22 protein-coding genes are annotated in these 25,117 nt (G+C 70.4%); 2 read left to right on the top strand and 20 right to left on the bottom strand.

Annotation, left to right across the window (positions count from 1 at the left end; all coding sequences use genetic code 11):
- Positions 1 to 14: 14 nt before the first annotated feature.
- Positions 15 to 2,786, top strand: coding sequence for a helix-turn-helix transcriptional regulator (locus ACH4RC_RS04030; RefSeq protein WP_398194764.1), 2,772 nt, complete (start codon positions 15 to 17; stop codon positions 2,784 to 2,786).
- A gap of 244 nt (positions 2,787 to 3,030) precedes the next feature.
- Here ACH4RC_RS04030 and ACH4RC_RS04025 read toward each other — a convergent pair whose 3' ends face one another.
- The 8 genes from ACH4RC_RS04025 to ACH4RC_RS03990 form a co-directional block, all read right to left on the bottom strand.
- Positions 3,031 to 3,879, bottom strand: a complete 849-nt coding sequence (locus ACH4RC_RS04025) for an alpha/beta fold hydrolase (RefSeq protein ID WP_398194762.1) — start codon at positions 3,877 to 3,879, stop codon at positions 3,031 to 3,033.
- A gap of 191 nt (positions 3,880 to 4,070) precedes the next feature.
- Positions 4,071 to 4,550 carry a cupin domain-containing protein gene (locus tag ACH4RC_RS04020; RefSeq protein WP_398194760.1) on the bottom strand — a complete coding sequence of 160 codons (480 nt, stop codon included), beginning with the start codon at positions 4,548 to 4,550 and terminating at the stop codon, positions 4,071 to 4,073.
- Between the two features lie 43 nt (positions 4,551 to 4,593).
- Positions 4,594 to 5,607 carry an alpha/beta fold hydrolase gene (locus tag ACH4RC_RS04015; RefSeq protein WP_398194758.1) on the bottom strand — a complete coding sequence of 338 codons (1,014 nt, stop codon included), beginning with the start codon at positions 5,605 to 5,607 and terminating at the stop codon, positions 4,594 to 4,596.
- A gap of 59 nt (positions 5,608 to 5,666) precedes the next feature.
- The gene (locus ACH4RC_RS04010) at positions 5,667 to 6,473 is read right to left on the bottom strand and encodes an SDR family NAD(P)-dependent oxidoreductase (RefSeq protein WP_398194755.1); all 807 of its coding nucleotides are present in this window, start codon (positions 6,471 to 6,473) and stop codon (positions 5,667 to 5,669) included.
- Entirely contained in the window at positions 6,470 to 7,279 is an 810-nt protein-coding gene (locus ACH4RC_RS04005) for an alpha/beta hydrolase (protein ID WP_398195703.1), read from the bottom strand. Before ACH4RC_RS04005 ends, ACH4RC_RS04010 begins: the two co-directional genes overlap by 4 nt.
- Positions 7,280 to 7,354: 75 nt before the next feature.
- Positions 7,355 to 8,428 carry an MBL fold metallo-hydrolase gene (locus ACH4RC_RS04000; RefSeq protein WP_398194752.1) on the bottom strand — a complete coding sequence of 358 codons (1,074 nt, stop codon included), beginning with the start codon at positions 8,426 to 8,428 and terminating at the stop codon, positions 7,355 to 7,357.
- A gap of 617 nt (positions 8,429 to 9,045) precedes the next feature.
- Positions 9,046 to 10,185 (bottom strand): FAD-dependent oxidoreductase, encoded by a 1,140-nt coding sequence (locus ACH4RC_RS03995; RefSeq protein ID WP_398194750.1) that lies wholly within the window; start codon positions 10,183 to 10,185, stop codon positions 9,046 to 9,048.
- A 49-nt stretch (positions 10,186 to 10,234) separates the two neighbouring features.
- On the bottom strand, positions 10,235 to 11,776 hold the full coding sequence (locus ACH4RC_RS03990) for an MDR family MFS transporter (protein WP_398194747.1): 1,542 nt from the start codon (positions 11,774 to 11,776) through the stop codon (positions 10,235 to 10,237).
- A 162-nt stretch (positions 11,777 to 11,938) separates the two neighbouring features.
- On the opposite strand from ACH4RC_RS03990, the gene ACH4RC_RS03985 reads away from it, so the two are divergent.
- Positions 11,939 to 12,544, top strand: a complete 606-nt coding sequence (locus tag ACH4RC_RS03985; RefSeq protein WP_398194742.1) for a TetR/AcrR family transcriptional regulator — start codon at positions 11,939 to 11,941, stop codon at positions 12,542 to 12,544.
- Between the two features lie 31 nt (positions 12,545 to 12,575).
- Here ACH4RC_RS03985 and ACH4RC_RS03980 read toward each other — a convergent pair whose 3' ends face one another.
- The 12 genes from ACH4RC_RS03980 to ACH4RC_RS03925 all read right to left on the bottom strand — a co-directional run bounded on the left by ACH4RC_RS03980 (position 12,576) and on the right by ACH4RC_RS03925 (position 25,083).
- Complete coding sequence (locus tag ACH4RC_RS03980) at positions 12,576 to 12,773, bottom strand: hypothetical protein (protein ID WP_398194739.1); 198 nt, start codon at positions 12,771 to 12,773, stop codon at positions 12,576 to 12,578.
- A 234-nt stretch (positions 12,774 to 13,007) separates the two neighbouring features.
- Positions 13,008 to 13,862, bottom strand: coding sequence for an ABC transporter permease (locus tag ACH4RC_RS03975; RefSeq protein ID WP_398194737.1), 855 nt, complete (start codon positions 13,860 to 13,862; stop codon positions 13,008 to 13,010).
- Between the two features lie 32 nt (positions 13,863 to 13,894).
- On the bottom strand, positions 13,895 to 14,929 hold the full coding sequence (locus ACH4RC_RS03970) for an ABC transporter substrate-binding protein (RefSeq protein ID WP_398194734.1): 1,035 nt from the start codon (positions 14,927 to 14,929) through the stop codon (positions 13,895 to 13,897).
- A 30-nt stretch (positions 14,930 to 14,959) separates the two neighbouring features.
- Entirely contained in the window at positions 14,960 to 16,537 is a 1,578-nt protein-coding gene (locus tag ACH4RC_RS03965) for a carboxylesterase/lipase family protein (protein WP_398194732.1), read from the bottom strand.
- Between the two features lie 26 nt (positions 16,538 to 16,563).
- Positions 16,564 to 17,265 (bottom strand): GntR family transcriptional regulator, encoded by a 702-nt coding sequence (locus ACH4RC_RS03960; RefSeq protein ID WP_398194730.1) that lies wholly within the window; start codon positions 17,263 to 17,265, stop codon positions 16,564 to 16,566.
- Positions 17,266 to 17,340: 75 nt separating this feature from the next.
- Positions 17,341 to 18,192 (bottom strand): amidohydrolase family protein, encoded by an 852-nt coding sequence (locus ACH4RC_RS03955; protein ID WP_398194727.1) that lies wholly within the window; start codon positions 18,190 to 18,192, stop codon positions 17,341 to 17,343.
- Positions 18,193 to 18,245: 53 nt separating this feature from the next.
- Positions 18,246 to 19,229: an ABC transporter substrate-binding protein gene (locus tag ACH4RC_RS03950; RefSeq protein WP_398194725.1), complete on the bottom strand. Its 984-nt coding sequence runs from the start codon at positions 19,227 to 19,229 to the stop codon at positions 18,246 to 18,248.
- 102 nt (positions 19,230 to 19,331) lie between these two features.
- A complete protein-coding gene (locus ACH4RC_RS03945) occupies positions 19,332 to 20,210 on the bottom strand; it encodes a hypothetical protein (RefSeq protein WP_398194722.1) in 879 nt (292 codons plus the stop codon).
- Positions 20,207 to 21,385 carry a DUF3500 domain-containing protein gene (locus ACH4RC_RS03940; protein WP_398194719.1) on the bottom strand — a complete coding sequence of 393 codons (1,179 nt, stop codon included), beginning with the start codon at positions 21,383 to 21,385 and terminating at the stop codon, positions 20,207 to 20,209. Before ACH4RC_RS03940 ends, ACH4RC_RS03945 begins: the two co-directional genes overlap by 4 nt.
- Before the next feature lie 70 nt (positions 21,386 to 21,455).
- Positions 21,456 to 22,358, bottom strand: coding sequence for a hypothetical protein (locus tag ACH4RC_RS03935; protein WP_398194716.1), 903 nt, complete (start codon positions 22,356 to 22,358; stop codon positions 21,456 to 21,458).
- Positions 22,359 to 22,363: 5 nt separating this feature from the next.
- Positions 22,364 to 24,016 carry a thiamine pyrophosphate-binding protein gene (locus ACH4RC_RS03930; RefSeq protein WP_398194714.1) on the bottom strand — a complete coding sequence of 551 codons (1,653 nt, stop codon included), beginning with the start codon at positions 24,014 to 24,016 and terminating at the stop codon, positions 22,364 to 22,366.
- Complete coding sequence (locus tag ACH4RC_RS03925) at positions 24,013 to 25,083, bottom strand: amidohydrolase family protein (RefSeq protein ID WP_398194711.1); 1,071 nt, start codon at positions 25,081 to 25,083, stop codon at positions 24,013 to 24,015. The genes ACH4RC_RS03930 and ACH4RC_RS03925 overlap by 4 nt, the downstream gene beginning before the upstream one ends.
- Positions 25,084 to 25,117: the final 34 nt, after the last annotated feature.

Here is a 25,117-nt window from a genome sequence, read left to right as displayed (position 1 = left end):
CTTCTCTGGGAACCATGGCAGGACACCTCCCGGTCGGCGCCCGTCCCCGCCGGACTCCGCTCATCGGCCGGCACGAAGAACTGCAGGTCCTGACCACCCTGCTGGCAGGCGTCCGCGACGGCATGAGTGCGGCTCTGGTCCTCGTCGGCGAAGCCGGCATCGGCAAGACCAGATTGCTCGACCATCTGACGGAGGTCTCGACGGACCTGCGCGTCGTCCGGGCTGCCGGGGTCGAGTCCGAGGCGCAGCTGGGCTTCGCGGCACTGCATCGCCTGCTCCGTCCGTTCCTGGGCCGCCTCGACACGTTGCCGGCTCCCCAGCACGAGGCCCTCGCCTCGGCTTTCGGGCTGCTCGCCGGACCGCCCGCCGACCGCTACCTCATCGGCCTGGCGGCCCTGACGCTGCTGGCCGACGCGGCTTCGGCACAACCTCTTCTGTGCCTGGTCGACGACTTGCAGTGGCTCGACCGCGAGTCACGCGACGCACTGGCGTTCGTCGGCCGCCGGCTCGGCGCCGAAGCCGTCGGTCTCGTCGTCGCCGGCCGTGAGGACATGCCCGGGCCGGGGGCGTTCGAAGGGCTCGTCGTCCTGCCGGTACGCGGCCTGGCCGACGCCGACGCGCACGAGCTGCTCGGCCGGAACGTCACCGGCCGGCTGGACCCGGCGGTGTCCGCGCGCATCATCGCCGATACCGGCGGGAACCCCTTGGCGTTGATCGAGAGCGCCGACACGCTCAGCCCGGCCCACCTCGCCGGGACGGCGCCGCTGCGCGAGCCGCTCCCGGTCGGAGCCCGCCTGGAGAACCACTTCGGGCGGCTGATCCAGGGCCTGCCCGACGAGACCCGGACCTTCCTGGTACTCCTGGCGGCGGCGCCCGAGAACGCGCTGCTCCTGTGGTGCGCCGCCGGCGAACTCGGCGTCCCCGCCACAGCCGCGGACGCGGCGATATCAGTCGGCGTACTCATCCACGACCAGCGCATCGAATTCCGCCACCCGCTCATCCGGTCGGCCGTGTACGGCGGCGCCGACGCCGTCGAGCGCCGCCGGGTCCACGCCGCGCTCGCCGCGGCCAGCGATCGGCTCCGGCTCCCCGAGCGCCGGGCCTGGCACCGGGCGGAAGCGACGATCGGGCTCGACGACGAAGTGGCCGATGAGCTCGACGCGGCTTCGGAACTGGCGCGGGCCCGGGGAGGTTACGCCGCGCAGGCCGCGTTCCTGGCCCGTGCGGCGCGGCTGTCGGTCGCGGACCGGGCGGTCCGGCTCGTCGCAGCCGCCCGGGCCCACCTCGTCCTCGGCGACCCGGCCACGGCGCAGACCATGCTCGAACAGGCCGATCCGCTCCTCGTTTCCGGCGACCCCATGCTTTGTGCCCGGGCTCTGCACACCAGGGCGACGACCGACATCTACTTCGAGCGCATCGGGGGCGTCCTGTCGCGGCTCATGGCCGCGGCCGACACGGTGGCCGGTTCCGACCCCGCCCTGGCCCGGTCGATGCTGATGGAAGGCCTTCTCGCGGCACTGTGCAGCGACCACGACCCGGTCGCGCTCGAGCAGTTCGGTGCGGCGGCCCTGGCCTCGCCCGCCCTGCGGCCCGCAGCGCCGACCGGCGCGGATCTCCTCCTTCGAGGCTTCGCCCTGCGGGTGCACAGCGGTTATCCCCCGGCGGTCCCCGTGCTCCGGGCAGCGCTCGCCGCCGTGGGCCGGGAGAGCGAGGTGACCGAACACGGCGTACGCCTGGCGGCACTCGCTCTCTATGCCGCCGAGGAAATCTGGGACGACGAGGCGGGCGACGAGGCCGCCAGGCTCTTCGAAGTGCACGAGCGCCGCATCGGCGCACTGGGCGCGCTGCGGTCCACCCTGTTGGTCCGGTCCACCTGGGAGCTGCGGGCCGGCCGGTTCGCCGCGGCCACGGCCTGCCTGGACGAGTCCGAGGACCTCGCGGCCGTCATAGGCCAGCCGTCGGGCCTGGCCTTCCGGGTCGAGTTACTGGCATGGCGAGGCCAGGAAACGCAGGCCCGGTCCGCTGCGGAGGCACTCGTCCGCGACCTGGCGACGCGCCATGCGCACGGTGGCCTGGGCGACTGGGCCCGCAACTGCCTGACCGTGCTGGAGCTCAGCCTCGGACGCTACGCCGAGGCCGTGGCCCACGCCGACGTGGCCTTCGCCCACGACAACGCCGGAGCCGTCCCCCGCGTACTGCCGGACCTCGTCGAGGCCGCGGTGCGCTGCGGTGAGCACCGCAAAGCGAAGGAGGCCCTCAGACGGCTGGAGGAGCGCGCGCCGCTGGCCGGTACGGACTGGGCTCTGGGGCTGCTGGCCCGCTGCCGGGCGCTGATGGCCGACGACGAGCAGGCCGAGGCCTTCTTCGCGGAGTCAGTGACCCTGCTCGGCCGCACGCGGGTGCGGACGGACCTGGCGCGGACGCACCTGCTCCACGGCGAATGGCTTCGCCGGCGCAGGCGACGCGCGGACGCTCGGATCGAACTCCGCACCGCGCACGAGATGTTCAGGTGCATGGGCGCGGATGCCTTCGCCGAGCGCGCGCGGGTCGAACTGCTGGCCACCGGCGAGCGCGCCCGGAAACGAACTTCGCACACCGGCCACGAACTGACGCCGCAGGAGCGGCGGATCGCCGTCCTGGCCGCCGCGGGATCGACGAACGCCGAGATCGCGGCTCGGTTGTTCGTCACTCGGTCGACCGTCGAGTACCACCTCAACAAGGTGTTCCGGAAGCTCGACATCACCTCCCGGCGGCGGCTGCGCTCCGTGCTGAGCGAGGAGGGCTGAGGCCGGGCGGAGCCGCACCACCGGAGCCCTCCTCCAGCCGACCGCGTTCACCGTTCGCTGGGGGGCGGCCCGACACGTCCCTCCGACCAAGGCGCCAACCGTCATCGCCGGGTCCGAGGCCGACTCCGGACGAGCCGGTGGTCGCGGGCCCCGGAGTAGGGGTCCGCTTACCCACAGGAGTTACCCACAGGAGACGACGGGACCACACGTATTCGCGTGGTCCCGCCCATCAGTAGGCGCCGGGTCAGTTGGTGGCCCGGGCAGCCGCCTCGACGAGGTCCGCGACGGCTCCTGGGTGGGAGACCGTCACGGCGTGCGACGCACCCGGGATGGTCACGGTGCGGGCGTGGGCGCGCTGGGCCATGGCCTTCTCCGCCGCCGGGGGGATGGCCCGGTCGGCGCCCGCGACCAGGTACCAGGACGGGATGGTCCGCCAGGCCGGTGCGCTGCTGGGCGCCCCCAACGCGGCCAGGGCGACCGGGCGCTGCGCGGTGGCCATGAGGCGGGCCTCGCGGGACGGCACGTCCGCGGCGAAGACCTTCCGGAAGGAAGCCGGATCGATGTAGGCGTCCTGCCCGCCGGGGAACGCCCGCACCACGAGCGCCGACGGCAGTTGGCTGCCCGGATGCCCACCCGTGATCTCCAGTGCGCTCTCGCCCTGGTCGGGCGCGAAGGCCGCGACGTAGACCAGCGCCTTGACGTTGGCGTGATCGGCGGCCGTGTCGGTGATGACCGCGCCGCCGTAGGAGTGCCCGACCAGGACCACCGGCCCAGGGATGGTGTCGAGGACGCTGGACAGGTAGGCGGAGTCGCCTTCCAGGCCGCGCAGTGGGTTCGCCACGCCGACGACCGGGTAGCCCTCATGCTCCAGCCGGGCCACGACGCCGTCCCAGCTCGAGGAGTCGGCGAAGGCGCCGTGCACCAGGACGATCGTCGGCTTGACCGGGTGCGCGGCCACTGTGCCCGACGTGCTCGGGGTGGCCTGGGAGCTCGCCGGTATGGCGACGAGGGCGGCCACCAGTGCGGGGATCACGACGCTTCTACGGCGCCACAGAGGCCGGGCGCGGGGCGGCGCGGGCGCGATGTCGGTCATCTCGATCTCCTCAGAGGTCGTGGGTCGTGGGCCGTGGGCCGTGGGCCGTGGGCCGTGGGCCGTGGGCCGTGGGCCGTGGGCCGTGGAACACCAGGTACGGGTACGGGTACGGGTCAGAGGGCCGGGTCACTGGTACGCGTCGCAGGTACGGGTCGCAGGGCCGGATCAGTGGGCCGGATCACAGGGCCGGGTCACAGGGTCGGCGGCGGGCCGGTGACGCGCAGGCGGAAAGCCTCGGCCGAGGCCACGACGGCCGTCAGGTCGAAGGCCGGCGGCAGGTCGCCGGCCTCGGCGACCGGGGTCCCGTTGGCCCTGAACCACTCCTCGATGCGGGCCGGGCTGAAGACGACCGCGAGCCGGGCGCCTCCGTCGGAGCGGACCAGGTAGCTGTGCGGCACGCCGCGCGGGCCGTGGGCCACCTGCCCGGGGGTCAGGTCATGGCGCTCGTCGCCGACGAAGAACGACACCTCGCCGTCCAGGACGAACCAGAGCTCTTCCTCGTTCTCGTGCACATGCTGCGGCGGCGCGTGGCCGGTCGGGTCCGAGAACTCCATGAGGCTCACGGCGTTGCCGGTCGCGGAGCCCGGAAGCAGGATCCGGGCCTGCCCGCCGAGGAACCAGAACGGTTCACGCGCGGGGGTGGCCTCGAAGGAGGGAAATCCTTTGATCATCGACGCTCCTGGGGCGGTGGGCCGTTGGGGCGGGTCGGGGCGGTCAGTTCCGGCCGAGGAAGTCGAGCAGCATGGCGGTCAGCTCCTCGGGGTGCTCTTCGTAGATCCAGTGGCCGGAGTCCGGGACGGTGACCCCCTTGACGTCGGAGGCGTACTGCTCGACCTGGTCCCCCACGGCCTCACCGAGGCTTCCCGAGGCGCCGATGGCGAGCACCGGCATCCGCAGCGGGACCTTCTGGAACTGCTCGTTGTCGCGAATGTCCTGTGGGAACACGCGGAACCAGGCGAGGCTCGCCCTCATGTGGGCGGGATCGCGCAAGTAGTGGGCGTACACCCGGATGTCGGCCGGGCTCACCGCGCCGGGGACGCCCTCGAACCCGCCGATGAAGCCTGCGGTCCAGGCGACTTCGCGGCCCTTGATCATGTCTTCCGGCAGGCCGCTGGCCAGGTTGAAGAATCCGAAGTTCCACACCCCGGGGCCTCGCGCGGTCAGCGAGGGGATCTTGTAGATGCTGAGGTCCGGGATCGGGGCCTCGCTCAGGACGAGCTTCTTCACTGTGGCCGGGTACTGCGCGGCGTAGGAGTAGGCGACCATCGTGCCGATGTCGTGGCCGACGATCCGCACGTCGCTGTCCTTGCCGAGCGACACCAGCAGGGCGTGCAGTTGGGCGGCCATCGTCTTCTTGTCGTAGCCGGAGCGCGGGGCGTCGCTCTGGCCGGCGCCGGGCAGGTCGGGGGCGATGACGGTGTAGTGCGCGGCCAGGGCCGGCATGACGTCGTGCCACTCGTACCAGGTCTGCGGGTAGCCGTGGAGGAGCACCAGCGTCGGTCCGTGGCCCCCGGTGACGTAGTGCAGGCCGATGCCGGCGACGCGGGTCTTGTGCTCACTGAACCCGGCGGGCAGCCGCTCGCCGGCGCTCGAGCCCGACACGGGGGTGGGGGCCGACACGGGGGTGGGGGCCGCGGGGGCCGCGGTCGTCGTGGCGGTGCCCAGGGCGATGACCACGGCCAGGACGATGCCGAACAGCCGACGGTTCTTGGGCAGGGGGAATCTCACTCGGTGCTCCAAGGTGAGTTGCGACTGGTGAGTGGTGAATGGTCAGTCCGGGGGCAGGATCAGAGGGCGTCGGTCATGCCGCCGTCGATGACGAAGTCGGCCCCGGTGACGTTGCCCGAACGCCGGCCGGCCAGGAACACGACCAGGCCGGCCACTTCGGAGGGCAGGGTGAAACGGCCGGTGACCGCCTGCGCCGCGGCGGTGTCCGCGACAGCGCCGGGGGCCAGGCCCGTACTGGCCCCGACCGTGGCGGCCACGCCGTCGGCGCCCTTCCACAGCGAGGTCTCGACCGGGCCGGGGCTCACCGAGTTGACGCGCACACCCTGCGGCCCGACCTGTTTGGACAGCGCCTTGCAGAAATTGACCAGGGCCGCTTTGGCGGCGCCGTAGTCGATGACCAGTGGGTCGGGAAGCCGGGCGTTGACCGAGGAGACCGTGACGATGCGGCCGTCCCCGGTGGCGATCAGGTGCGGCAGCGCGCTGCGGGTGGCGCGGACGGCACTCATGAGGTTGGTCGTGAAGGTCCAGTCCCAGTCCGCGTCGGTCGTGGCAAGGAAGCCGTCGACCCGTGGTCGTACCGCGCCGACGTTGTTCACCAGGACGTCGAGCCCGCCGTGGAGTTCGGCCGCGGCGGCGACGAGCGTGCCCGGGCCGCCAGGAGTGGCCAGGTCGACCTCGACGACGGTCAGCTCGGCGCCCTTCGCGACCAGGGCGTCGAGTGCCTCGGTACGGTTCCTGGTCCCGGCGACCACCCGGGCCCCCGCTGCCAGGAGCCCCTCGGTGACCGCCAGGCCGATGCCCCGGCCGGCGCCGGTGACGACGGCGCGCTGACCGGCAAGGCCGAGGTCGAAGGCGGGAGCGGTCACCGTCGGGCCTCCAGGTGCTGTCGCCGCAGCCAGGCCAGCGCCTCGTCCGCCACCTCGCGCCAGCCGCTGTCGATGGTCAGCGAGTGCCCGCGGTCGGGAAAGGCCAGGAACTCGGTGACGGCCTCGGAATGCCGGTACTGCTTGACCGTGGCGCGGGTGACGGTCTCCGGCACGGTGTGGTCCTGGCCGCCCGACATCAGCAGCAGCGGGCCGCGCCCGGAGTTCGCGGTGTCGACCTTGGCCGGCGAGGAGGGGTTGAAGTTCGCCGCGGCGGCCTCGAACAGCGGCTTGCCCGGCGCGGGGATGGTCCACTGCTCGTACAGTGCGTCGGACTCCTTCTCGGTCAGGGCGTTGCCGAACGCGAAGCGGAACTGTTCGGCGGTCAGGGACACCGCGCGGTGCTTGTTCGCCGGGTTCCTGAACACCGGCAGCGTCGAGCGCAGCGCGGACAGCGGCAACGGCAGGACCCCCTTGATCTGGGCCGCGTCGATCGCCACGGCCGCCGCCGCCAGGTTCTGGCCGAGGAGCTTCTGGGCGATCATGCCGCCGAAGGAGTGGCCGACGAGGATCGGCGGCGCCTCCATGCCGCGGATGATCGCCGCGTAGTGGTCGACGACGTCGTCGATCCCGCGGTCGGCGATGCTCTCCGGGTTCTGACGCGCCTCCTCGACGGTGTCGGGGTCGCCGGGCCAGCCCGGCGCGGACGGCGCATAGCCCTCCTTACGGAACAGGTCGATCCAGGGCTGCCAGGACGTGCTGTGCAGCCACAGCCCATGGATGAAGAGAACCGGGAACGGGTGGGTCACGGCCATCGGCCTTCCTCGGGTACGGAATCAGCGGACGTGTACGCAGACGCGGGTACGGAGATACGGGTACGGAGGTCAGGGGTGGATGCCGAACGGGCCGAGCGTCCCGGCGTCGATGCGGAAGGACTCGACCAGCGTCGCCGCGTTGTCGAGGGTGAACACGTCCGCCGCGGCGAGAACACCGGTGTACTTCGCGGCCACCGGCGCGGCGGCCTGCGCCGCCACCGCGTCGAGGTACGTCTTGAAGACCGCCCAGGAGTTGCCCTGGGGGCCGTACTTGTCGAAGTACGGCGTGGGGTCCAGGTTCATCGACGCGCGTGTGGAGGCTACGAGGTCGGCCATGTAGGCGCGCTGGAGGTCGCCGTCCGCGCGTCTGCCGAGCCGGCCGAGATGACCGCCGACCAGCGTCCGCCAGGGATACCCCATCGCTATGTCCTGTGCCCGGAGCCAGGCCGGGATGGACTGGGAGACCGCGAGGTTCTTGAACGGCACCCAGCCCGGGTACAGGACGTCGACGACCATCAGGGTCTTGTGTTCCGGGGCGTGGATGAAGATGTTGTCGGGGCTGTGGTTCGGCCCGTGGTGGGCCAACTCCAGGCGCTCGCCGCCGACATGGAGCGTGTAGTGGTCCTCGAAGGTCACGGTCGGCGCCGGCCGGTTCGGGTCGTTGTCACGCAGCAGCAGGCGCCGGCATTCGGCGTGACCGATGCGCACCACGTCCTTGCCGAGGATCGAGGCGGCCCCGGCGTGGTCGGCGTGCGAGTGCGAATAGATGAGGTGCGTGACCTTCGCGGGACGGCCGTTGACCCGCGTCACGTCGGCGATCGCCCGCAGGAGGTTGTGCCCGATGGTCGGCGGGGCGTCGACCAGGACGACGCCTTCCCGGGTGCTGAGGAACATCGCCTGGTAGAACCCGTCGGTGACCCAGTGAAGATTTCCGTCGATCCGACCCACGAAGTACCCCGAGTCGTTGACCTTCGGCCCGGTCGCGGCGGCCGGGACCGGCGCGAAATCGGGAAGGCCGGGAGCCTCGGCCGCAGCGGCCTCGCCCTCCAGTCCACCGACGGCGACGGCAGCGGCGGGCAGCGCGGCCGCCGCCCGCAGCAGGGCCCGGCGGTCCGCCAGAGCATTCCAGGGCAACGGCTTCATGGACATGCCTTTCGCGTCGGTGGTGCGGGGTCGGTGGGTGCGGTGCCGGTGGTGCGGTATCGCCGGTGGTGCGGTACGGCCGGCGATAAGTCCTGCCGAAGGACAACACCCGGCCGCGCCCGCTCGAACCGTGGAACGACCCCAGTCCCGGCGCTCCCCAGCCTCGGACCCGACCCGGCTGGGGTCCCAGCCGGATGCGAAGGCGGCGCGGGAGGTGATGGAGTGACACCCGACCGCGCTGGACGACTGGGGACACCGTCCGATGCGCACCTGGAGCGACGAACGGCGACCGATGCCCCGAGGGACGAGGCACCACGCTCGGCCGCGACGCGAAGCTCGATGCGGGCACCCCTTTGCAGGCAGCGCCGGCCTGGGCTCGAAGGTCCTGGGGTGGATTGCGTTGCCGGCGCGATCGAAGACTTCCAAGAATGCGGAGACTCTCGCGCCGCGGCACCAACTCACCGTTGTCGCAGCCGGGTTGGCCGGGCACACCTCTCGTGGGCGGGCCGGGCAGTGATCGCGGCGGCATTGGCCCAGCTGCTGCCCAAAAACCTACGAGGGAACGTTCTGGCCGCGTACGAGACGCACCGCACCATCCACCGACGGCACCGCGCCCTTCAGTCCATGGCCGTTGTGTCCTGGGCGAAGTCAGGTAGCTCGGTGGACAGTAGTTCTTCGGCGCCGTGGTCGAGGAGCTGTTGCATCTGGGCGGAGCGCGGCACCATTGTCGTCTCGTAGGCGAGGACGGCGTCGTCGACGGTGTCGTGCTGCACGATGGCGAGGGCGAGTTCGCAGGCGTCGAGCATCGCGAGGTTGACGCCGACGCCGAGCGGGGGCATCAGATGGGCGGCGTCGCCCAGGAGCGTGACGGTGGGGTTGTGCTCCCAGGTGTGCGGGACCGGCAGTGCGTTGATGGGGCGGTCGACGTAGCGGCCGTCGTTGTCGGTGAGCAGGCGGCGCAGGTTCGGTGACCAGTCGCGGTAGCGGTCGAGCAGGAGGGCGCGGATGCCGTCGGTGTCCTCGATGGCCAGGCCGACTGCGGCGATCCAGTCGGCGGCAACGCGCTGGATGATGTAGACGCGGATGTGGTCACCGCTGTTGCGCTGGGCAAACAGGCAGCGGTCGCCGTCGGCCGCTGCGGCGCTGCCCTGGCCGACGAGTTCGGCGATCTCGGGGTGCCGGGTGTCGACGTCGTGGAACCAGGCTTCGAGAAAGCTGACGCCGCTGTACTCAGGGGTGGCGTCGGAGACGGCGCGGCGGACCTTGGACCAGGCGCCGTCGGCTCCGACGACGAGGTCGGCCTCGATGACGGTGCCGTCGGCGAAGTGGAGTTGGCGGGGACTGGTTGTGGGCCCGTCGACGGAGCGCAGGGTGTGGCCCCAGCGCACCGTGCCGGGCTCGAGTGAGTTCAGCAGGAGGTCGCGCAGTGCGCCTCGGTCGATCTCCGGCTTGAAGCATTCGCCTTCTTCGGGGACGTGATGGAAGACGATGGTGCCGGTGGTGTCCAGCTGGCGCATCTCCTGCCCCTCGGGGCGCGAGACGCGGAAGAAGGCATCGAGCAGTCCGGCCTCGCGCAGGGCGATTTGGCCGTTGTCCTCGTGGAGGTCGAGGGTGCCGCCCTGGTTGCGGGCGTCGGGGCCGCTCTCGTGGTCGTAGACGGTGGCGGGGATGCCGTGTCGCTGCAGGATGCGGGCGCAGGTCAGGCCGCCGGGGCCGGCGCCGATGATGGCGATGCGCGGGGTGGGGGCGGTGTTCATGGTGGTGCTCCGTTCGTGTGGTGCGGGTGCTGTGTTGCCGTGTGCCGCGTCAGTTGGCGGCGCAGGCGGAGGTGTTGTCGGCCCTGTCGGCCGAGGGGGCGGGCGGTCCGGCCTTCATCAGGGGGACTTCGATGACGAAGAGCGCGGCGACGAAGGCGAGCCCGCACAGGATTGCGGCGGTCAGGAAGATGTGGCCGGTGCCGGTGGCGACCGCCCGGAGGTAGGCGTCCTTGGCGCCGGCGGGCAGGTGGTGCAGGGCGGCCGGGCCGGTTTCGGCGCCGGCGGGCAGCGCGGGCTGGACAGCGCGGGTGAACAGCGAGCCGAAGACGGCGACGCCGACGGAGCCGCCCAGGGTGCGGAAGAGGTTGACGGAGCTCATCGCGGCGCCCATGTCGCGCAGGGGCGCGCTGTTTTGCGCGATGGTGCCCGACATCTGCATGGTGAAGCCCAGGCCGATGCCGACGAGGACCATGTACAGGCTGGTCAGCAACGGTGAGGTGTCGGTACTCATGGTGGCCAGGAGCCCGAGGCCGGCCGCGAGGAACAGAGTGCCGAGAACCGGGAAGATCTTGTACTTGCCGGTGGCCGACATGACCTTGCCCGCGATGGTCGAGACGATCAGGACGGGGATCATCATGGGCAGTATCAGCAGCCCCGAGTTGGTGGCGGAGGCGCCCTGCACGGTCTGCTGGAACAGCGGCAGGTACAGGCCGGCGCCGAACATGACCACACCGGCGACGAGGATCAGCACCATCGCGAGCGGGAAGTTGCGGTGGTTCGTGAACACGCTCAGCGGCAGCAGCGGCTCACTGGTCCGTTTCTCCGCAGCGATGAACGCGGCCAGTACGATCACGGCCACCGCACCGAGGGCGAGGATCTGCCAGGAGCCCCAGGCGTAGGTGGTCCCCGCCCAGGTCGCGGCCAGCACGATCGCGGTGATGGAGCCGGTCAGCAGGCCGATGCCCACCCAGTCGATCTTCGCCTCGATGCGCTGGGCGGGCACATGCAACTTCAGCCGGAGCCACACCAGGGCGGCCAGGCCGAGGGGCAGGTTGACGTAGAAGGCCCAGCGCCAGTCGAAGTGGCCGGTGACGAACCCGCCCAGGAGCGGTCCACCGATGGTGCCGATCGCCATCACCGAGGCGGTCATGCCCTGATACTTTCCGCGCTCGCGGGGCGGCACGAGCGCGCCGATCAGAGCGAAGGCACCCGCTCCGATCCCACCGGCGCCGATGCCCTGTACGACACGGAAGGCGATCAGCTCGGTCATCGACTGGGCGGCCCCGCAGAGCACGGATCCGACGAGGAACACGGCGATCGACGCCAGGTACATGGGCTTGCGGCCGAACAGGTCGCCGAACTTGCCCCAGATCGGCGTCGTGACGGCGGTGATCAGCGTGTAGGCGGTGACCACCCAGGAGATGTGCTCAAGGCCGCCCAGGTCCCCGACGATCGTCGGCATCGCGGTGCTCACGACCATGTTGTCGAGCATGGACAGGAGCATCGCGAGCATGATGCCGAGCAGCACCCAGCGCACGTTCTTGAGGGCGGGCGAGGGGCCGGAAGTGGGGAGCGAATCGGACGTGGACATACCTGATCACTCCTTTCGGAGATGAGGAACGCAAGAGAAACGCAGGAGAGAGGGCCGCCGGGCTGTGTCCCCACTGCGACCACCCCAGAAGAGCACAACGGTTAAATAAGTGCAACAGCTCAACTTTTGTAACCGGGCAACCCGGCGGGGTAGAGTCTGAGCATGAGCGACACCGAGAACGGCTCCGCACCGGTGGGGCGCCGCGAGCGCAAAAAGGCCGCCACCCGCCAGGCCATCGCCGACGCCGCGCTACGCCTGTTCCTGGAGCGCGGCTACGACGACGTCGGCATCCGGGAGATCGCCGAGGCCGCCGATGTGTCCACCACCACGCTGTTCAAACACTTCCCGGTCAAGGAAGCCCTCGTCTTCGACGAGGACGCGGACCAGGAGGCGCACCTGCTCGCCGCCGTGCGCGAACGCCCCAAGGGGCAGTCGATCCCCGCGGCACTGCGCGAGCACGCGTTGCGCTCCCGCATGGCCACAGCAGGCAGCGACGCCCGTTTCATCACGTATCTCGACCTCGTGAACAGCACGCCGGCCCTGCGTGACTACTCACAGTCCATGTGGCTACGCCACACCGCCGCCCTCGCCCAGGTCATCGCCGAGGAGAGCGGCCGGCCGGCCGACGATCCCGGCTGCACCGCCCTGGCCCACTTCGCCCTCGAAGCGCCTCGCACGGCCCGCGGACACGACGACCCCCGCCAGGCGATCACCCTCGCCTTCGATCTCCTTGAGAACGGCTGGCAGACCCTCGCCTCCGGCGGATGAACCCCGCCGCCCCCTCAGCCATCGCGGCAGGTCATCGGCTCATGAGGTCCACCGAGAACGACACCCCGGACGCCTCGGAGACGACACCGAGCGGTATGCCGGGCGGCATGAGCCGCCCCTCAACCTCAACTTCATCGCCGTCGCCGTCGCCGTCGCCGTCGCCGTCGCCGTCATCAAGCACTCCGCCCATCTCCTGCAGCGTGCCCGCTCCCGCCTGGAATGACCTCACCAGATCACCCCCGAGGACACCGTCCTGGTCAGGCCTGGGCAGGTGCACCGCCGACGCCCGCCGCCGCGCCGACAAGCTCACCGACGAACGACGAGCGGCACTCGGCCAACCCGACATGCGCTGGTGAGAGGGAGATGCCAAGGGCGGACCGGACCGGAGGCGGTCAACCCGTTGCCGGGCCCTTGTCCGGTCCGGTGAAGGGATGCCCTTGTCCGGTATGCGCGGCGCGCGCTCTCAGGGCTTCGCGCTGGGCCTGCGGCGGGCCGCGAGGCCGAGGCTCTTGAGGGCGTACGTGTCGAGGGCTGTCAGGACTCCGTTCAGGACGAGGGTCAGCACGACGAGGACGATCAGGCCGGCGAATTCGGCGGCCGCGTCGAGGTTCTGGGCCGCGGTGAACAGTTCGTGGCCCACACCTTCGGTCGAGGCGATGAACTCGCCGCCGATGACGCCGAGGATCGCCAGCGGTCCGCCGGTCTTGAGCGCGGCGAAGAACGGCGCGGCGAGCGTCGGGATCGTCACGTAGCCGAGGACATGGTGGCGTCGTCCGCCCATCACCTGGACGACCTCGACGAGTTCGCGTTCCCGTAGGCGCAGGCCGAGGTAGATGTTGTAGAAGACGACGAAGGCGACGCCGGTCATGGCGATGGTGATCTTCGACCAGGAGCCGATGCCGAAGAACAGCAGGAACAGCGGCGCGAGGGCGATCTTCGGGATGCCGTTGAGGGCCGCGACGAGGGGTTCCATGACGCGTCCCAGGAGCGGGAACGAGCCGAGGACCAGGCCCATCACGGTGCCGATGGCGACGCCGAGCCCGAAGCCGGCGAGCACTTCGACGGTGGTCACCTTGATGTCGGTCCAGCCGGACGCCGAGCCGAGCATGTCGGCGAGCGACTGCGCCACATCGGTCGGCTTGCTGACCGCGTACTCGGGCACGACCGGGCCGCTCAACAGCTGCCACAGGATGAGTGCGGCCACGATCACCAGGATGCGCAGCACGATGACGGTGCCGGTACCGCGCAGGCGGGTGGCGGACTTCTGGGCCGGTGGCGCGGCGGTTTCGGCCACGGATTTCTCGGTGACGGTTGCCATGGTCTGCTCCTTTCGGTCGGGGTCGGCCGCTGTCACGGCAGGTAGGTGTTGGTCCAGTCGTCGCTGCCGACGTCCGTGTCGGATGCCGCGCCGATGGCCTTGACGAAGGCCTGGGTCTTCTTCCACCCGGCCGCGTTCTGCTGGGCGCTCCTCGGCCAGTCGACCTGCGCGACGGAGGCGCTCAGCACGTCGTCGGGCAGACCCGGCAGTGTCTTGCGCGCGGCGGCGAGCACGGCCTTGTCGTCGGACTTGTGCGTGCTGAGGTAGGCAGTCGCCTGCTGGACGGCGGTGGCGAAGCCCTTCAAAATCTTGGGGTTGTCCTCGGCGAAGCTTTTCTTCACCGTGACGGCCTGGCCGTATCCGGCGTCCTCGTAGGACCACTGCGGCACCTTGAGCGGGTCGGCGACCACGACGCCGTCGCCCTCGTTCTGCACCTGGAGCGGGATCGGCTCCGAGGTGATGAACCAGTCGACCTCGCCCTTGGTGAGGGCGGCCTTGTCGGCGGCCGGGCTCGGCAGCGAGACCCACTTGAGCTGGTCCGGGTCCACACCGTGCGCCTTGAGGTAGAGGCCGGCCTCGCCCTGTGTGTTGGCGGAGCTGGCACCGGCCGTCGAGTCCGCCAGGGCCTTGGCCACCTTGTCCGCGGAGGAGTCGGCCGTAAGATGGTGCTTCTTCGCGAACTCGGTGCTGACGACGATGCCGAGAGGGTTGCCTCCGCCGTTGGTGGCGACGGACTCCATGGGGAGCTTCTTGGAGAGGGCGGCCAGGAACCCGGTGGGGCTGGAGTTGAGCACGTGCACGGATCCCGACTGCAGGGCGGCGGTGCCCGTCGAGGCGTTCAGTGTCACGTACTTGACCTTGATGTTGTGCCGGGCGAAGTAGCCGTTCTCGTCCGCCACGCGGATTGACAGGTCGAAGATGTTGCCGCTCACACCGACCGAGAGGGTCGTCTTGCCGTCGGCGCCGACCTTGACCGCGCCCTGGTCACCACAGCCGGTCAGCAGGGTGACGCCGAGGAGGGCGGCGCAGGTCGGCGCGAGTATCCGTGAAATGGTGCGATGTCGCATGGGAACTCCTTTGTTCACCAAGCTCTGCGTTCACCAAGCTTGTTGGGTGCGGAAGAAGCGGAGCCAGAAGTCCGTGCGCTCCGGGTCCGCGACGGGGAGGGGCCGGAAGTCCGCGCCGATCTCCATGACGGAGTCCGCGTCCGGCCGGAAGGCGGGCCAATGGGGGAGGCCGTCGCCGTTGGGGTCGCCGGTGGCGATGAAGTTGGTCCAGTACGCGGAGAGGGTCCGCGCTATCTCGTGGTCCTCGTCGGTCCATGTGGCGGTGCCACCCTCGGGGTTGCCGAAGATGTAGTCGATCTCGGACCCGTGCGAGGCGCCGCGCATGCCGCTGCGATGGGTCCAGAAATAGGTGTGCAGACGGCCGGTGGTGTGCCGGCTCCAGTCCTCGCCCCACAGGTGGGTGGAGAGGCGGGAGTTGTCGCGCGCGGCCATGCTGCTCGCGTGCGCGGCCTCGTCGTCCGTGGCGGCCGGGTACAGCCGCAGGAACTCCTCGGCGAGCGGGCCGAACTTGCGGTGCGCTGCGGCCCGGTGCTGCTCGAGCGTCACATGGACCGGAGGTGATCCGGGCCGTATCGTGCGCCGGCCGGAGCGCAGCGCGGCGACGAGCGACCCGGGCACGGCGCCGCTCTCGTCGAGGTTGTTGCCGGTGAGGTAGTCGACGTCGTTCTGCAGGCCCTTGGTGTACGTCTCGTCGTAGCCGGTGGGGATCACCCACCCGTCGAGGACGGGGCGGAGCAGCGGGGGTGCCGCGGCGCCGCCGGTGTCGACGCCGGGGTCGACGGGGTGGTTGCCGTCGATCAGCTTGTGCCAGTCCATGGCGCGCAGTTCACGGATGGTACGTGCGCCGTGCTCGCGTATGTACCGGGTGCCGGCGCTCTCGGCGTCGGCCGGAAGGCGGTACGAGGTGGACAGGTAGCGCAGTTCGGGGTCGCGGGAGTAGCGGGCGTGGCTCTGGGCGATGGCCCGGTGGAACAGGCCCCGGGCGAGCGGGGACATGGCCGCGAAGTTGACCAGGCCCGCGCCCGCGGACTGGCCCGCGATGGTGACTCGGTTCGGGTCACCGCCGAAATGCTCGATGTTGTCGCGCACCCAGCGAAGGGCGGCGACGCAGTCGAGCAGTCCGTAGTTGCCGGACGAGCCGTGTTCCGACTCCTCGCTCAGCTCGGGGGCGGCGAGGAATCCGAGGGCGCCGAGGCGGTAGTTGAAGGTGACGACGACGGTTCCCTGACGGGCCAGGTTCTCGCCGTCGTAGCGGGGGTGCTCCCCGGTGCCCTCGCGGAAGCCGCCCCCGTAGATCCAGACGAGCACCGGTCTGCGTTCGTCGAGGGACGGCGTGCCCGTCCAGATGTTCAGGCTGAGGCAGTCCTCGCTCATCGGCACATCGACTCCGGTCGCCGCCGCCTCGGTGGGTGCCTGCGGGCACATGGGACCGAACCGGTCGGCCTGCCGCACACCCTCCCAGCGGTGCGGCGGCTCGGGCGGGCGCCAGCGCAGTCCGCCGACGGGCGCGGCGGCATAGGGGATGCCTCGGAAGACGCTGACGGTGCGGTCCCGGCAGAGGACGCCCTGGACGGGGCCGGCCTCGGTGTCCGCGATGGGGCGGTGCATTCGGTCCTTTCCGCCCCGGCCGCCCGTCAACTGGCGGACGACTCCGGGGACGTGTCGAGCAGCAGCGCCCTTCTGGCGGAGCCGACGTGGTGGCGCATCGCGGCGTGCGCGGCATCGGGATTGCGGGTGACGACGGCCAGGAAGATGGCCTGGTGCTCCTCCAGCGAACCGGTCCTGGGGTGTGGAGCGGAGAGATTGCGGTACTGGCGCATCACCAGCGGGTACAGCAGCGTGTCGTAGGCGCGGGCCAGGGTCTGCTGGTGTGCGGCAGCCTTCATCTGCTGGTGGAAGCGGCGGTTGCCACGCGAGTAGGTGTCCTGGTCGCCCCGGGACTGTGCCTCCTCCATGTCCTGAAGGATGCGGCGCAGCTCCTCGATCTCCTCTTCCGTGGCCCGCTCCGCCGCCTTCGCGGCGAGCGCGGCCTCCAGGATCTCCCGCGCCTCCAGGATGTCCGCCGCCTCGTCGACGGAGAAGCTCCTGGTCCGCACCCCGCGGTTGACCTCGCCGGAGATGTAGCCCTCCTGCGTCAGCCGCGCGAGAGCCGTACGCATCGTGCTCCGTGACACGTCGAACATCCGAGTGAGGTCCGCCTCGGTCAACCGCGTGTCGGGCGGGATGCTGCCCGAAAGGAGCAGGGAGCGCAGTCCCTCGTACGCGTGGCTGTAGCGCGTGCCCGACGCCTTCGCCCCGGATTCCGCACCGATGCTCTCGCTGCCCGAGCTGTTCACCTTGACCGCCTTTACGTTCCGTGGAGATGAGGACCGAGGCGGGAACAGTAACCGACGGCATGTCAGCCCAGCTCCCTATCCGCCCAGGCCCGCGTACAGACGCCGGGACGTGCCCGCGAAGATCTGCTGCCGGTCCTGCTCCGAAAGAGCCTCGAGAACGCCCTCGGCGAGGACGAGGAGCTCGGGTAGGGACTGCTCGGCCGCCGGGCAGTTCGAGCCCCAGGCGATCCGCTCGGCACCGAACGCCTCGACGACCGGGGTGAGGAATGCACCGGCCCGCTCCCCCGCGTCCTGCAGCCGCTCAAGATTGCGGTGGGTCAGCTTGAGGTGCAGCCCAGGGTGCACGCCGAGCTCCGCCACCTCGGCGCCGGCCTGCGCGGGCGAGGCGGCGATGTCGGGGTAGCCGATGTGGTCGAGGAGCACCGTCACACCGGGGAACCGCTCCAGCAGTTCCACCAGCTGCTTGGTGGCGGGACCGAGGCGCATCTGAAGACACACCGGGACACCGAGCTCCCCGGCCCGCTCCCAGAAGGAGTACGTCTCCGGGGCGGCGAACCACTCCCCCTGCGTGGGCACCGTGCTGCCGCTGGTGAAGAGCCTCACCCCGGACAGCCCGCCCTCGCCGACCGCGGCCTTGAGGGAGGCCGCCGCGTCCGGGCGCAGCGGGTCGACGGTGCCGACGGCGACGAAGCGCTCGGGCCAGCGCCGGCAGCTGTCGAGTACGTAGGAGTTGTCGTAGCCGTAGTTCGTGGTGGCCTGGACCAGGACGGCCTGGTCGATGCCGGTGTCGTCCATGCGGCTGATCATGCCCTCGGCGGTGACCGGGCGGGTCGCGGCCCACGTCGACTGCTTTCCCCCGAGCGGGGCACGGGGATAGGCGGTCTCGTCCTCGGAGATGATGTGACAGTGCGCGTCGACGATGTGCATGAAGGTGCTCCCTTGGTCTTCGGGGGTGTGCTGTAAGGGTCCTGGGTCCGGGATCAGGCGTCCGGGTACTCGCCCGCGGCGAACAGCGAGCGCAGGTCGGCAGGGAAGTCCTGGTCGAGCAGTCCCTGGTCCTTCGCGAACCGCACCATCGCGTTCAGGCTTGGCTCGTTGACCCCGATGCCGTACGGGACGGGGTCGGCGGCGATCGCGCGGCCCTGGCGGGCGAGGCGGGGCACCGCCGCCCAGTCGGGCCGCTCGGCGAGGTGGCGGCGCTTGCTCTCCGCGAACGCCGCGTACAGCTTCGTCGGCAGTTCGGGGTCGCGCTCCACGAGCTCGGTGCGCACGGAGATCAGCGAGTGCAGCGGGTAGACGCCCTTGCGCAGGTAGTGGTCGACGGCGAGCGTGCCGGCCTCGGGGAACAGCGGGTAGGGGCTGTCGTCGGCCCCGGGCTCCGGTTCGGCCGAGGCGGTCCAGCCGGCCCGCGGCGCACCGGCCCGGCCGGTCCCCGCGTTGCCGGTGAGCGCGGCGTCGATCTCCCCGGCGCGCAGCAGTTCGCCCAGCGAGCGGCCGTCGGTGACCCGCTCGACGTTGGCGGGGACGCGGCCCTCGATGTGGTCGTCGTCGTCGACCACCCAGGTGATCTTGTCGATGTCCACGCCGTACTCGTCGCGCAGCACACCCCGCACCCACACACCGGTGCTGACCGAGTAGGCGCGCACACCGATCCGGCGCCCCTCGAGGTCGCGCGGCACGCGGATGCCGGAGTTGGCGGCGCACTGCACGTCGCCGTGGTGGAAGCGGCGGTTGAGGAACACCGGCACCGCGGTCAGCGCCATGCCCTCCTGGCGGGCCATCAGGTAGGAGACCGGGGCCAGTTCGCACACGTCGAACTCCAGGTCCCGGATCATCCGCCGGTAGGCGCCGATGACCGGCTTGACCTCGACCGGGTCGACCGCGTAGCCGTCGATCTCGACATTGCCGTCGAGCAGCGCCTGACCGTGCGGGTATTCCCCGAGGACCATCGTGAGCTTGTCCATGCTCAGCTCTCTCCTGCTTCTTTACGACTGCTTCTTTACGACTGCTTCTTTACGACTTGCTTCTGTACGTCTTGTGGTGGTGGCTGCTGTATGTGTGCGGGCTCAGCCGCCGAGGCGGTCCGGTGTCACCTTGAGCGCCGCGCAGGACCGCTCGACCATCTCGTCGTAGTCGACCGCCCGCTCGATCACACCCTGCTCGTAGGCGTAGGAGGCGGCCTTGGTGAACGCGCCGCGCAGCGCCTCGAAGCCCACGGGGTGCAGCGGCACGGGGCCCGGCTCGGCGTCGGTGGTCAGTACGGACTTCATCGCGTCGTAGGCGGCGAGAATGGCGGCGGAGTGCTCCGCGGCGGCCTGCTCGGCCACGCCGACGACGTGGTTGACCGGGATGAATCCCTGGTCCTTGGACCACTGTTCGGCGGTCTCGCGGGCGTTGTCGATGGCCGTACGGATGCGGTCGTCGTCCGGGAGCCCGTTGCCCATGATCCCGAAGTCGAGCCGGCCTTCGAGGAAGTCTGCCTGCAGCTTGGCACCCTCGGGGGCCCGCTTCACCCACGAGGGGTCGTCGGTGCCGTCGACGTGGCTGCCCTCGTACGTCGTCCAGTCGGCCTTGCGCAGGTCGATGCCGTACTGCTCGCTGAGGAAGCCGCGCATCCACACGCCGGTGGTCTGGCTCCAGGAGCGGACGCCTACGCTGTGCCCCTCCACGTCGGCGACCGACAGCTTGCCGAGGGTGACCAGGGTCTGGTGCTGGTGGCGTCCGAGCGTGGTGACCGGCAGGAGCAGTACCGGTTTGCCGCGGTCGACGGCCTGGAGGACGGTCGCGATGGCCACTTCGCACAGGTCCGCGTTCGACTGGTTCACGAAGCCGCGGGACGCCTTGTGCACCGGGCTGATGTCGAGCCGCTCCGGTTCTGTTCCGCTCTCGCGGATCGCCGCCTCCGCGGCTGCCGCGAGATCGTCGCGGCCGAGCACCAACTTCATTTCTCTCTCCTTGTGCGTTCGTCGTCCGTGGTTCGCGGCTTGTGGTGCCGCTCGTGGTGTTGACGCAGCAGGTCCACGCCGTAGTCACCGGCATTGGGGGTGCGGACGATGGTGTGGATGTGTCGGCGCGAGGGATAGTCGTTGCCGAAGATGACGCCGGGCATGTGCTCGAACTCGACGAGGATGACCGGGCTGTGGAACCGGTAGTAGAAGGTGCCGTCGGGGTCCCCGGCCCAGGCGAAGTGGGTGTCTCCCTCGTGGGCCAGGACCTCCTCCATGCGCACCCGGGCGTGGTGGTCGCCGGCCCGGTTCACGTACCGGCCGAGGAGTTGGAGCGCGGTGCCGCGCTGCCCCGGGGACATTCCGCTCAACGGCAGGCCCCGGTAGTCGAGTTCGAAGTTGTCGCGGAACGCTCCGACGAACAGTTCCGGCGGCAGGGTGTCCGCGATGACGGCCCGCTCGCGCTGCTTGGGTGCGAGGCCGGTGAAGAGTTCCTGGCCGAGCGCCTCCTCGTGCCGGAAGGCCACGGTCCCGGCGTACTTGCCGGACCCGGCGATGACCGGTTCGGCGCCGAGGAAGGACGGGGTGAGGACCATCCGGTCACCGACGAAGACGCAGTTGACGTTGACGTGGTGGCCGTCGAGCTGCCAGCCCCACGGGCCGCCGTTCTCGGGCTCGCCGTACACGGAGAACCAGTACAGCCACTCGTTGAGGCCGTCCTCGTTGTCGCTCAACTCCCCGATGGTCAGGTTGAGATGCATCAGGTCGACCATCTGGCCGTAGCCGTCCGCGCTGAGGCTCTCCCGGACGACGGCCATGGCGCGCTCGCGCTGCGTCTCGTCGAGCTCCTCCAGGCAGATGCCGTGCCGCAGGAAGTACCGGGCGCCGTTGTTCCAGTGGCGCCAGCTCACGTCGTCCACGGGGAAGCGGCCATCGGCGAGCTGCTTCTCCGTCAGGCCCGCGAGGTAGTCCTCCGCGGCCCGGTACACCTTGCGGACGTCGGCGCCCGTGTCGCGCAGCGGAAACAGTCCCGGCCGGATGCCGTCCGACGTCCCCACTCCCCGGAAGGGCTCGTTCGCCGCCTTCACCCGCCAGGCGACCTTCTCGAGCAGATCCGGTGTCCAGACCTCCGGCTTGCGCGTGGGCGCGTTGCCCCGCTTGCGCAGCGCCACCATCGCCGCTCCTCCTTGTCACTGTTCCATGACGGGTGCGCCGCCCAAGGGCGCACCCGTGCCGATCGCCTCCTCACCTGGCGAGGAAGGCCGCCTTCTCCTCGATCGCCGCGACATCCACCGGTTCCCCGATGAGGCCCTGTTCCAGGGCGTACTGTCCGGCGATCTCCAGGCAGGCCACGAGCGAGTCGCTCCAGCCGGCCGTCACCGCGCGTCCGGCCGGCGAGTCGTCGCGCTCCCCCGCGCTCGAGACGATCGCGTCCTTCAACGCCCGGTACACGGCGATCACTTCGTCCTCCCGGTCGCGCAGGGTGTCGTCACGCACCACCAGCAGATGGTTCGCCGGAACCGTGCCGTGCCGCTCGATCCACGCCTGTCCGGCGTCCTCCGCGTCCTTGACGAGGGGGACGAGTCCCGCCCCCTGCCCGCCGATCGCCTTCGGGCCGAGCACCGCCGCCGAGACATCTCCGGCGCGCAGCAGGTCGGCGACCCGCCCGCTGTCCGAGCGCTCTACGTTGGCCGGGTTGCGGTACTGGGCGACGTGGACGTCCTCGGTGGTCACCCATGTGACGTCCGAGGACTCGACGCCGTACTCCTCACGCAGCCAGCCCCGCACCCACAGGCCGGTGGTCTGGCCGTAGGAGCGCACACCCACGCGTCGCCCGACGAGTTCCTCGGGGGCGAGGGCCTCGCCCTCGGGCAGCCGGGTCAGGGACCGGTGGTGGGTGCTTCCCACCAGGACCACCGGCAGCAGTGTCACCGGCACGCCGGCGTCACGGGCCTGGAGGTAGGTGGCCATCGGCATCTCGCAGATGTCGTAGGCCAGGTCGCGGACCATCCGGGCGAAGGCCGGCGGCAGCGGGGAGAACTCCGGGTACAGGCATGCCACCCCGTCCACAGGGACAGTGCCGTCCTTCAACGGACGGGTGTGCGGGTGGTTGCCGAGGACCACACTCAGTGGTGTCTTCCGGTCCATGCCGCTCACACGTCCTCTCCGTACTGGATGCGCCTGTACGGGGTGCTCAGCACCTCGCGGGTGATACGGACGTCGATCACGGTGGGCCGGGGCTCGCGCACGTACTCCGCGAGCGCGTCGCTCAGTTCCTGTGCCGTGCGGACCGTGGCTCCGCCGCCGCCCAACGACTCGGCGACCGCGCCGAGTTCGGGTGTGGAGATGGTCGCGAGGTCCGGGTCGAGGCCCTTGGCCTTCGCCTTGTGGTACTCGGCGCCGAGGCCCTGGTCGTTCATCACGACGACGAGGAGCGGGACGTCGTAGCGGACCGCCGTCTCGAACTCGGCCAGGTGCATGATGAAGCTCGCGTCGCCCTCCACCACGAAGCCCGGCCTGTTGCCCTGCGCGATCAGCTGACCGAGCGCGATCAGCGGGGCCTGGCCGATGGCGCCGAACATGCCGTAGTTGGAGAGCACATCACGGGAGCGCTGGAAGAGCATGGTGCCGAAGTCGGTCTGGTGGCCGCTGCCGAGCACCAGGCCCATCTCGCCGGGGAGTTCGTGGTCGAGGATCCAGATCGCCTCGCGCGGGTCGAGCCGTCCGGGTTCGCTGACGTACTCGGGCTGCTGGATCCGGGCGGTGAGGTGCTGCTTGACCGCGTCGGTGTGGTAGCCGTCCAACTGCACGGACCTTGCGCGCAGTTCGCGGGCCAGCTCGGTGAGCGCGGTGACCGCGTCGGCCTGCAGGTAGCAGTCCGCCACCTTGCCGTTGCCCATCACCACGTGCGGCGATGTGTCGATCTGTACGTACTTGGCCTCGGGGTAGAGGTAGCCGCTCTCGATCGTGTAGTGGTTCAGGCTGGCGCCCACCGCGATGACACAGTCGGCCTCCTGGAGCAGCTCCATGGACGGCTTGTCACCGAACAGGCCCGACAGTCCGACGTGGAAGTCGGTGCGGTCGCACAGCCAGTTCTTCGCCTGGAGTGTGGTGGCCAGCAGGGCTCCGGTCTGCTCCTGGAGAGCGAGGATCTCCTCGCCGGAGTCGGCCTTGCGCGCGCCACGACCCGCGATGATCACCACACGCTTGGCGTCCTGGATCAGGTCGCAGGCGGCCTGGATCCCGGCCGGGTCCGGCAGCAGCCGGGGCTTCTCGATCAGCGCGGTGGACGGCACGTATTCGTCGTCGTAGTCGTCGAGTTCGGCGGTCTGCACGTCGAACGGTGCGCTGATCATGACCGGCTTGGACTCGGTGCGCGCCAGGTAGAAGGCCTTGCGCACCGCGTCCTGGGCGTTCTCGGGCCGGGTCACGTGGATGAACTCGCACTCGATCGCGGCGGCGAAGCGGCGCTGGTCGAGGTACTGGGTGGCGCCCTCGTCGCCCAGCGGGGTCTCGCCGCAGAACGCGACCAGCGGGGTGCGCGCCCGGCTCGCCACGATCATGGAGGTGGCGAGCTGCGAGACACCGGGGCCGCTGGTCGTGGTGACCACGCCAGGCTGTCCGGCGCCGCGCGCCCAGCCGTCCGCCATACCGAGGCCGGAGCCCTCGTGGCGGACCTCGTACAGGCGCACGCCCTGATCGGCGAGGGCGGCCATCCAGTGCATGTTGGCGTCGCCCATCATGCCGAAGACATCGGTGGTGCCTTCCTTGACGAATGCCTCGGCCAGGGCTTCGTAGACCTTCACTTGTGGAGCTCCTTCACGTTCGCCGCGGCCGTCGCCCGCGCTTTCAGGACGCCGTCGAGCCGGGAGAAGACCCGCAGCGCGTTGCCTCCGTAGATCGACTGCCGGTCTGTGTCGCTCAGCGTGTCGATGGAATCGAGGGTGTACTTGGTGTCGTCGAACCGCCGGCCCGTCTCCGGGTCCACGCTGCGGACGGCGCCGATCATCTCCGAGGCGAACAGGACGTTCTGGACCGGAATGATGTCGAGCAGCAGCTCCATGCCGCGCTTGTGGTACACGCAGGTGTCGAAGGAGACGTTGCGCAGGATCGACTCCTCCAGCGGCGGCCGGCCGCGGTCCTGCATCATTCCGCGGTAGCGGCCCCAGTGGTACGGGACGGCGCCGCCGCCGTGCGGCAGGATCAGCTTCAGCGTCGGGAAGTCCTTGAACAGGTCCGACTCGCACAGCTGCATGAACGCCGCGGTGTCACCGGCGAGATAGTGCGCGCACGTGCCCTGAAGCGCGGGGTTCCTCGACATGGCGACGTGCACCATGGCCGGGACGTCGAGCTCGACCAGCTTCTCGTAGAGCGGGTAGTAGACCCGGTCGGTCAGCGGCGGGGCCTGGTAGAACCCGTCGGAGGGGTCCGGGTTGAGCAGACAGCCGACGAAGCCCAACTCCTCGACGCAGCGCTCCAGTTCGGTGGCCGAGTTGGCGATGGAGGCGGGCAGGGCGTCGCCCGGCGACTGCGGGAGCTGGCACACCCCGACGAACCGCTCGGGAAAGAGGCCGCACACCCGGGCGATGAGGTCGTTGCTGACCCGGGACCAGTCGAGGCTGGTGCGCTCGTCGCCGTAGTGGTGGGCCATCTTGCCCGCGCCCGGCGAGAACAGGGTGAGGTCGGTGCCGCGCTCGGTCTGGAGCTTCAGCTGGCCGTTCTCGATGGCGGTGCGGATCTCGTCGTCGGTGATGTGCAGCTGGTCGGGCGAGACGCGCGCGCCCGACTCCTCGAACGCCTGGATCTGCTTCTGCCGCCACTCCCCCAGCGCCGGGGGCGCCGTGGTGAAGTGGCCGTGACTGTCGATGATCATGAGTTGCTCCGAAGTCGGGAGGTGGACGCCGTCG

Origin of the sequence: Streptomyces sp. NPDC016845, from assembly GCF_044332585.1 — a bacterium.
Taxonomy (GTDB): Bacteria; Actinomycetota; Actinomycetes; order Streptomycetales; family Streptomycetaceae; genus Streptomyces.
Note: the sequence above shows the minus strand (reverse complement) of the source record. Positions and strands in the feature narration are given on the sequence as shown.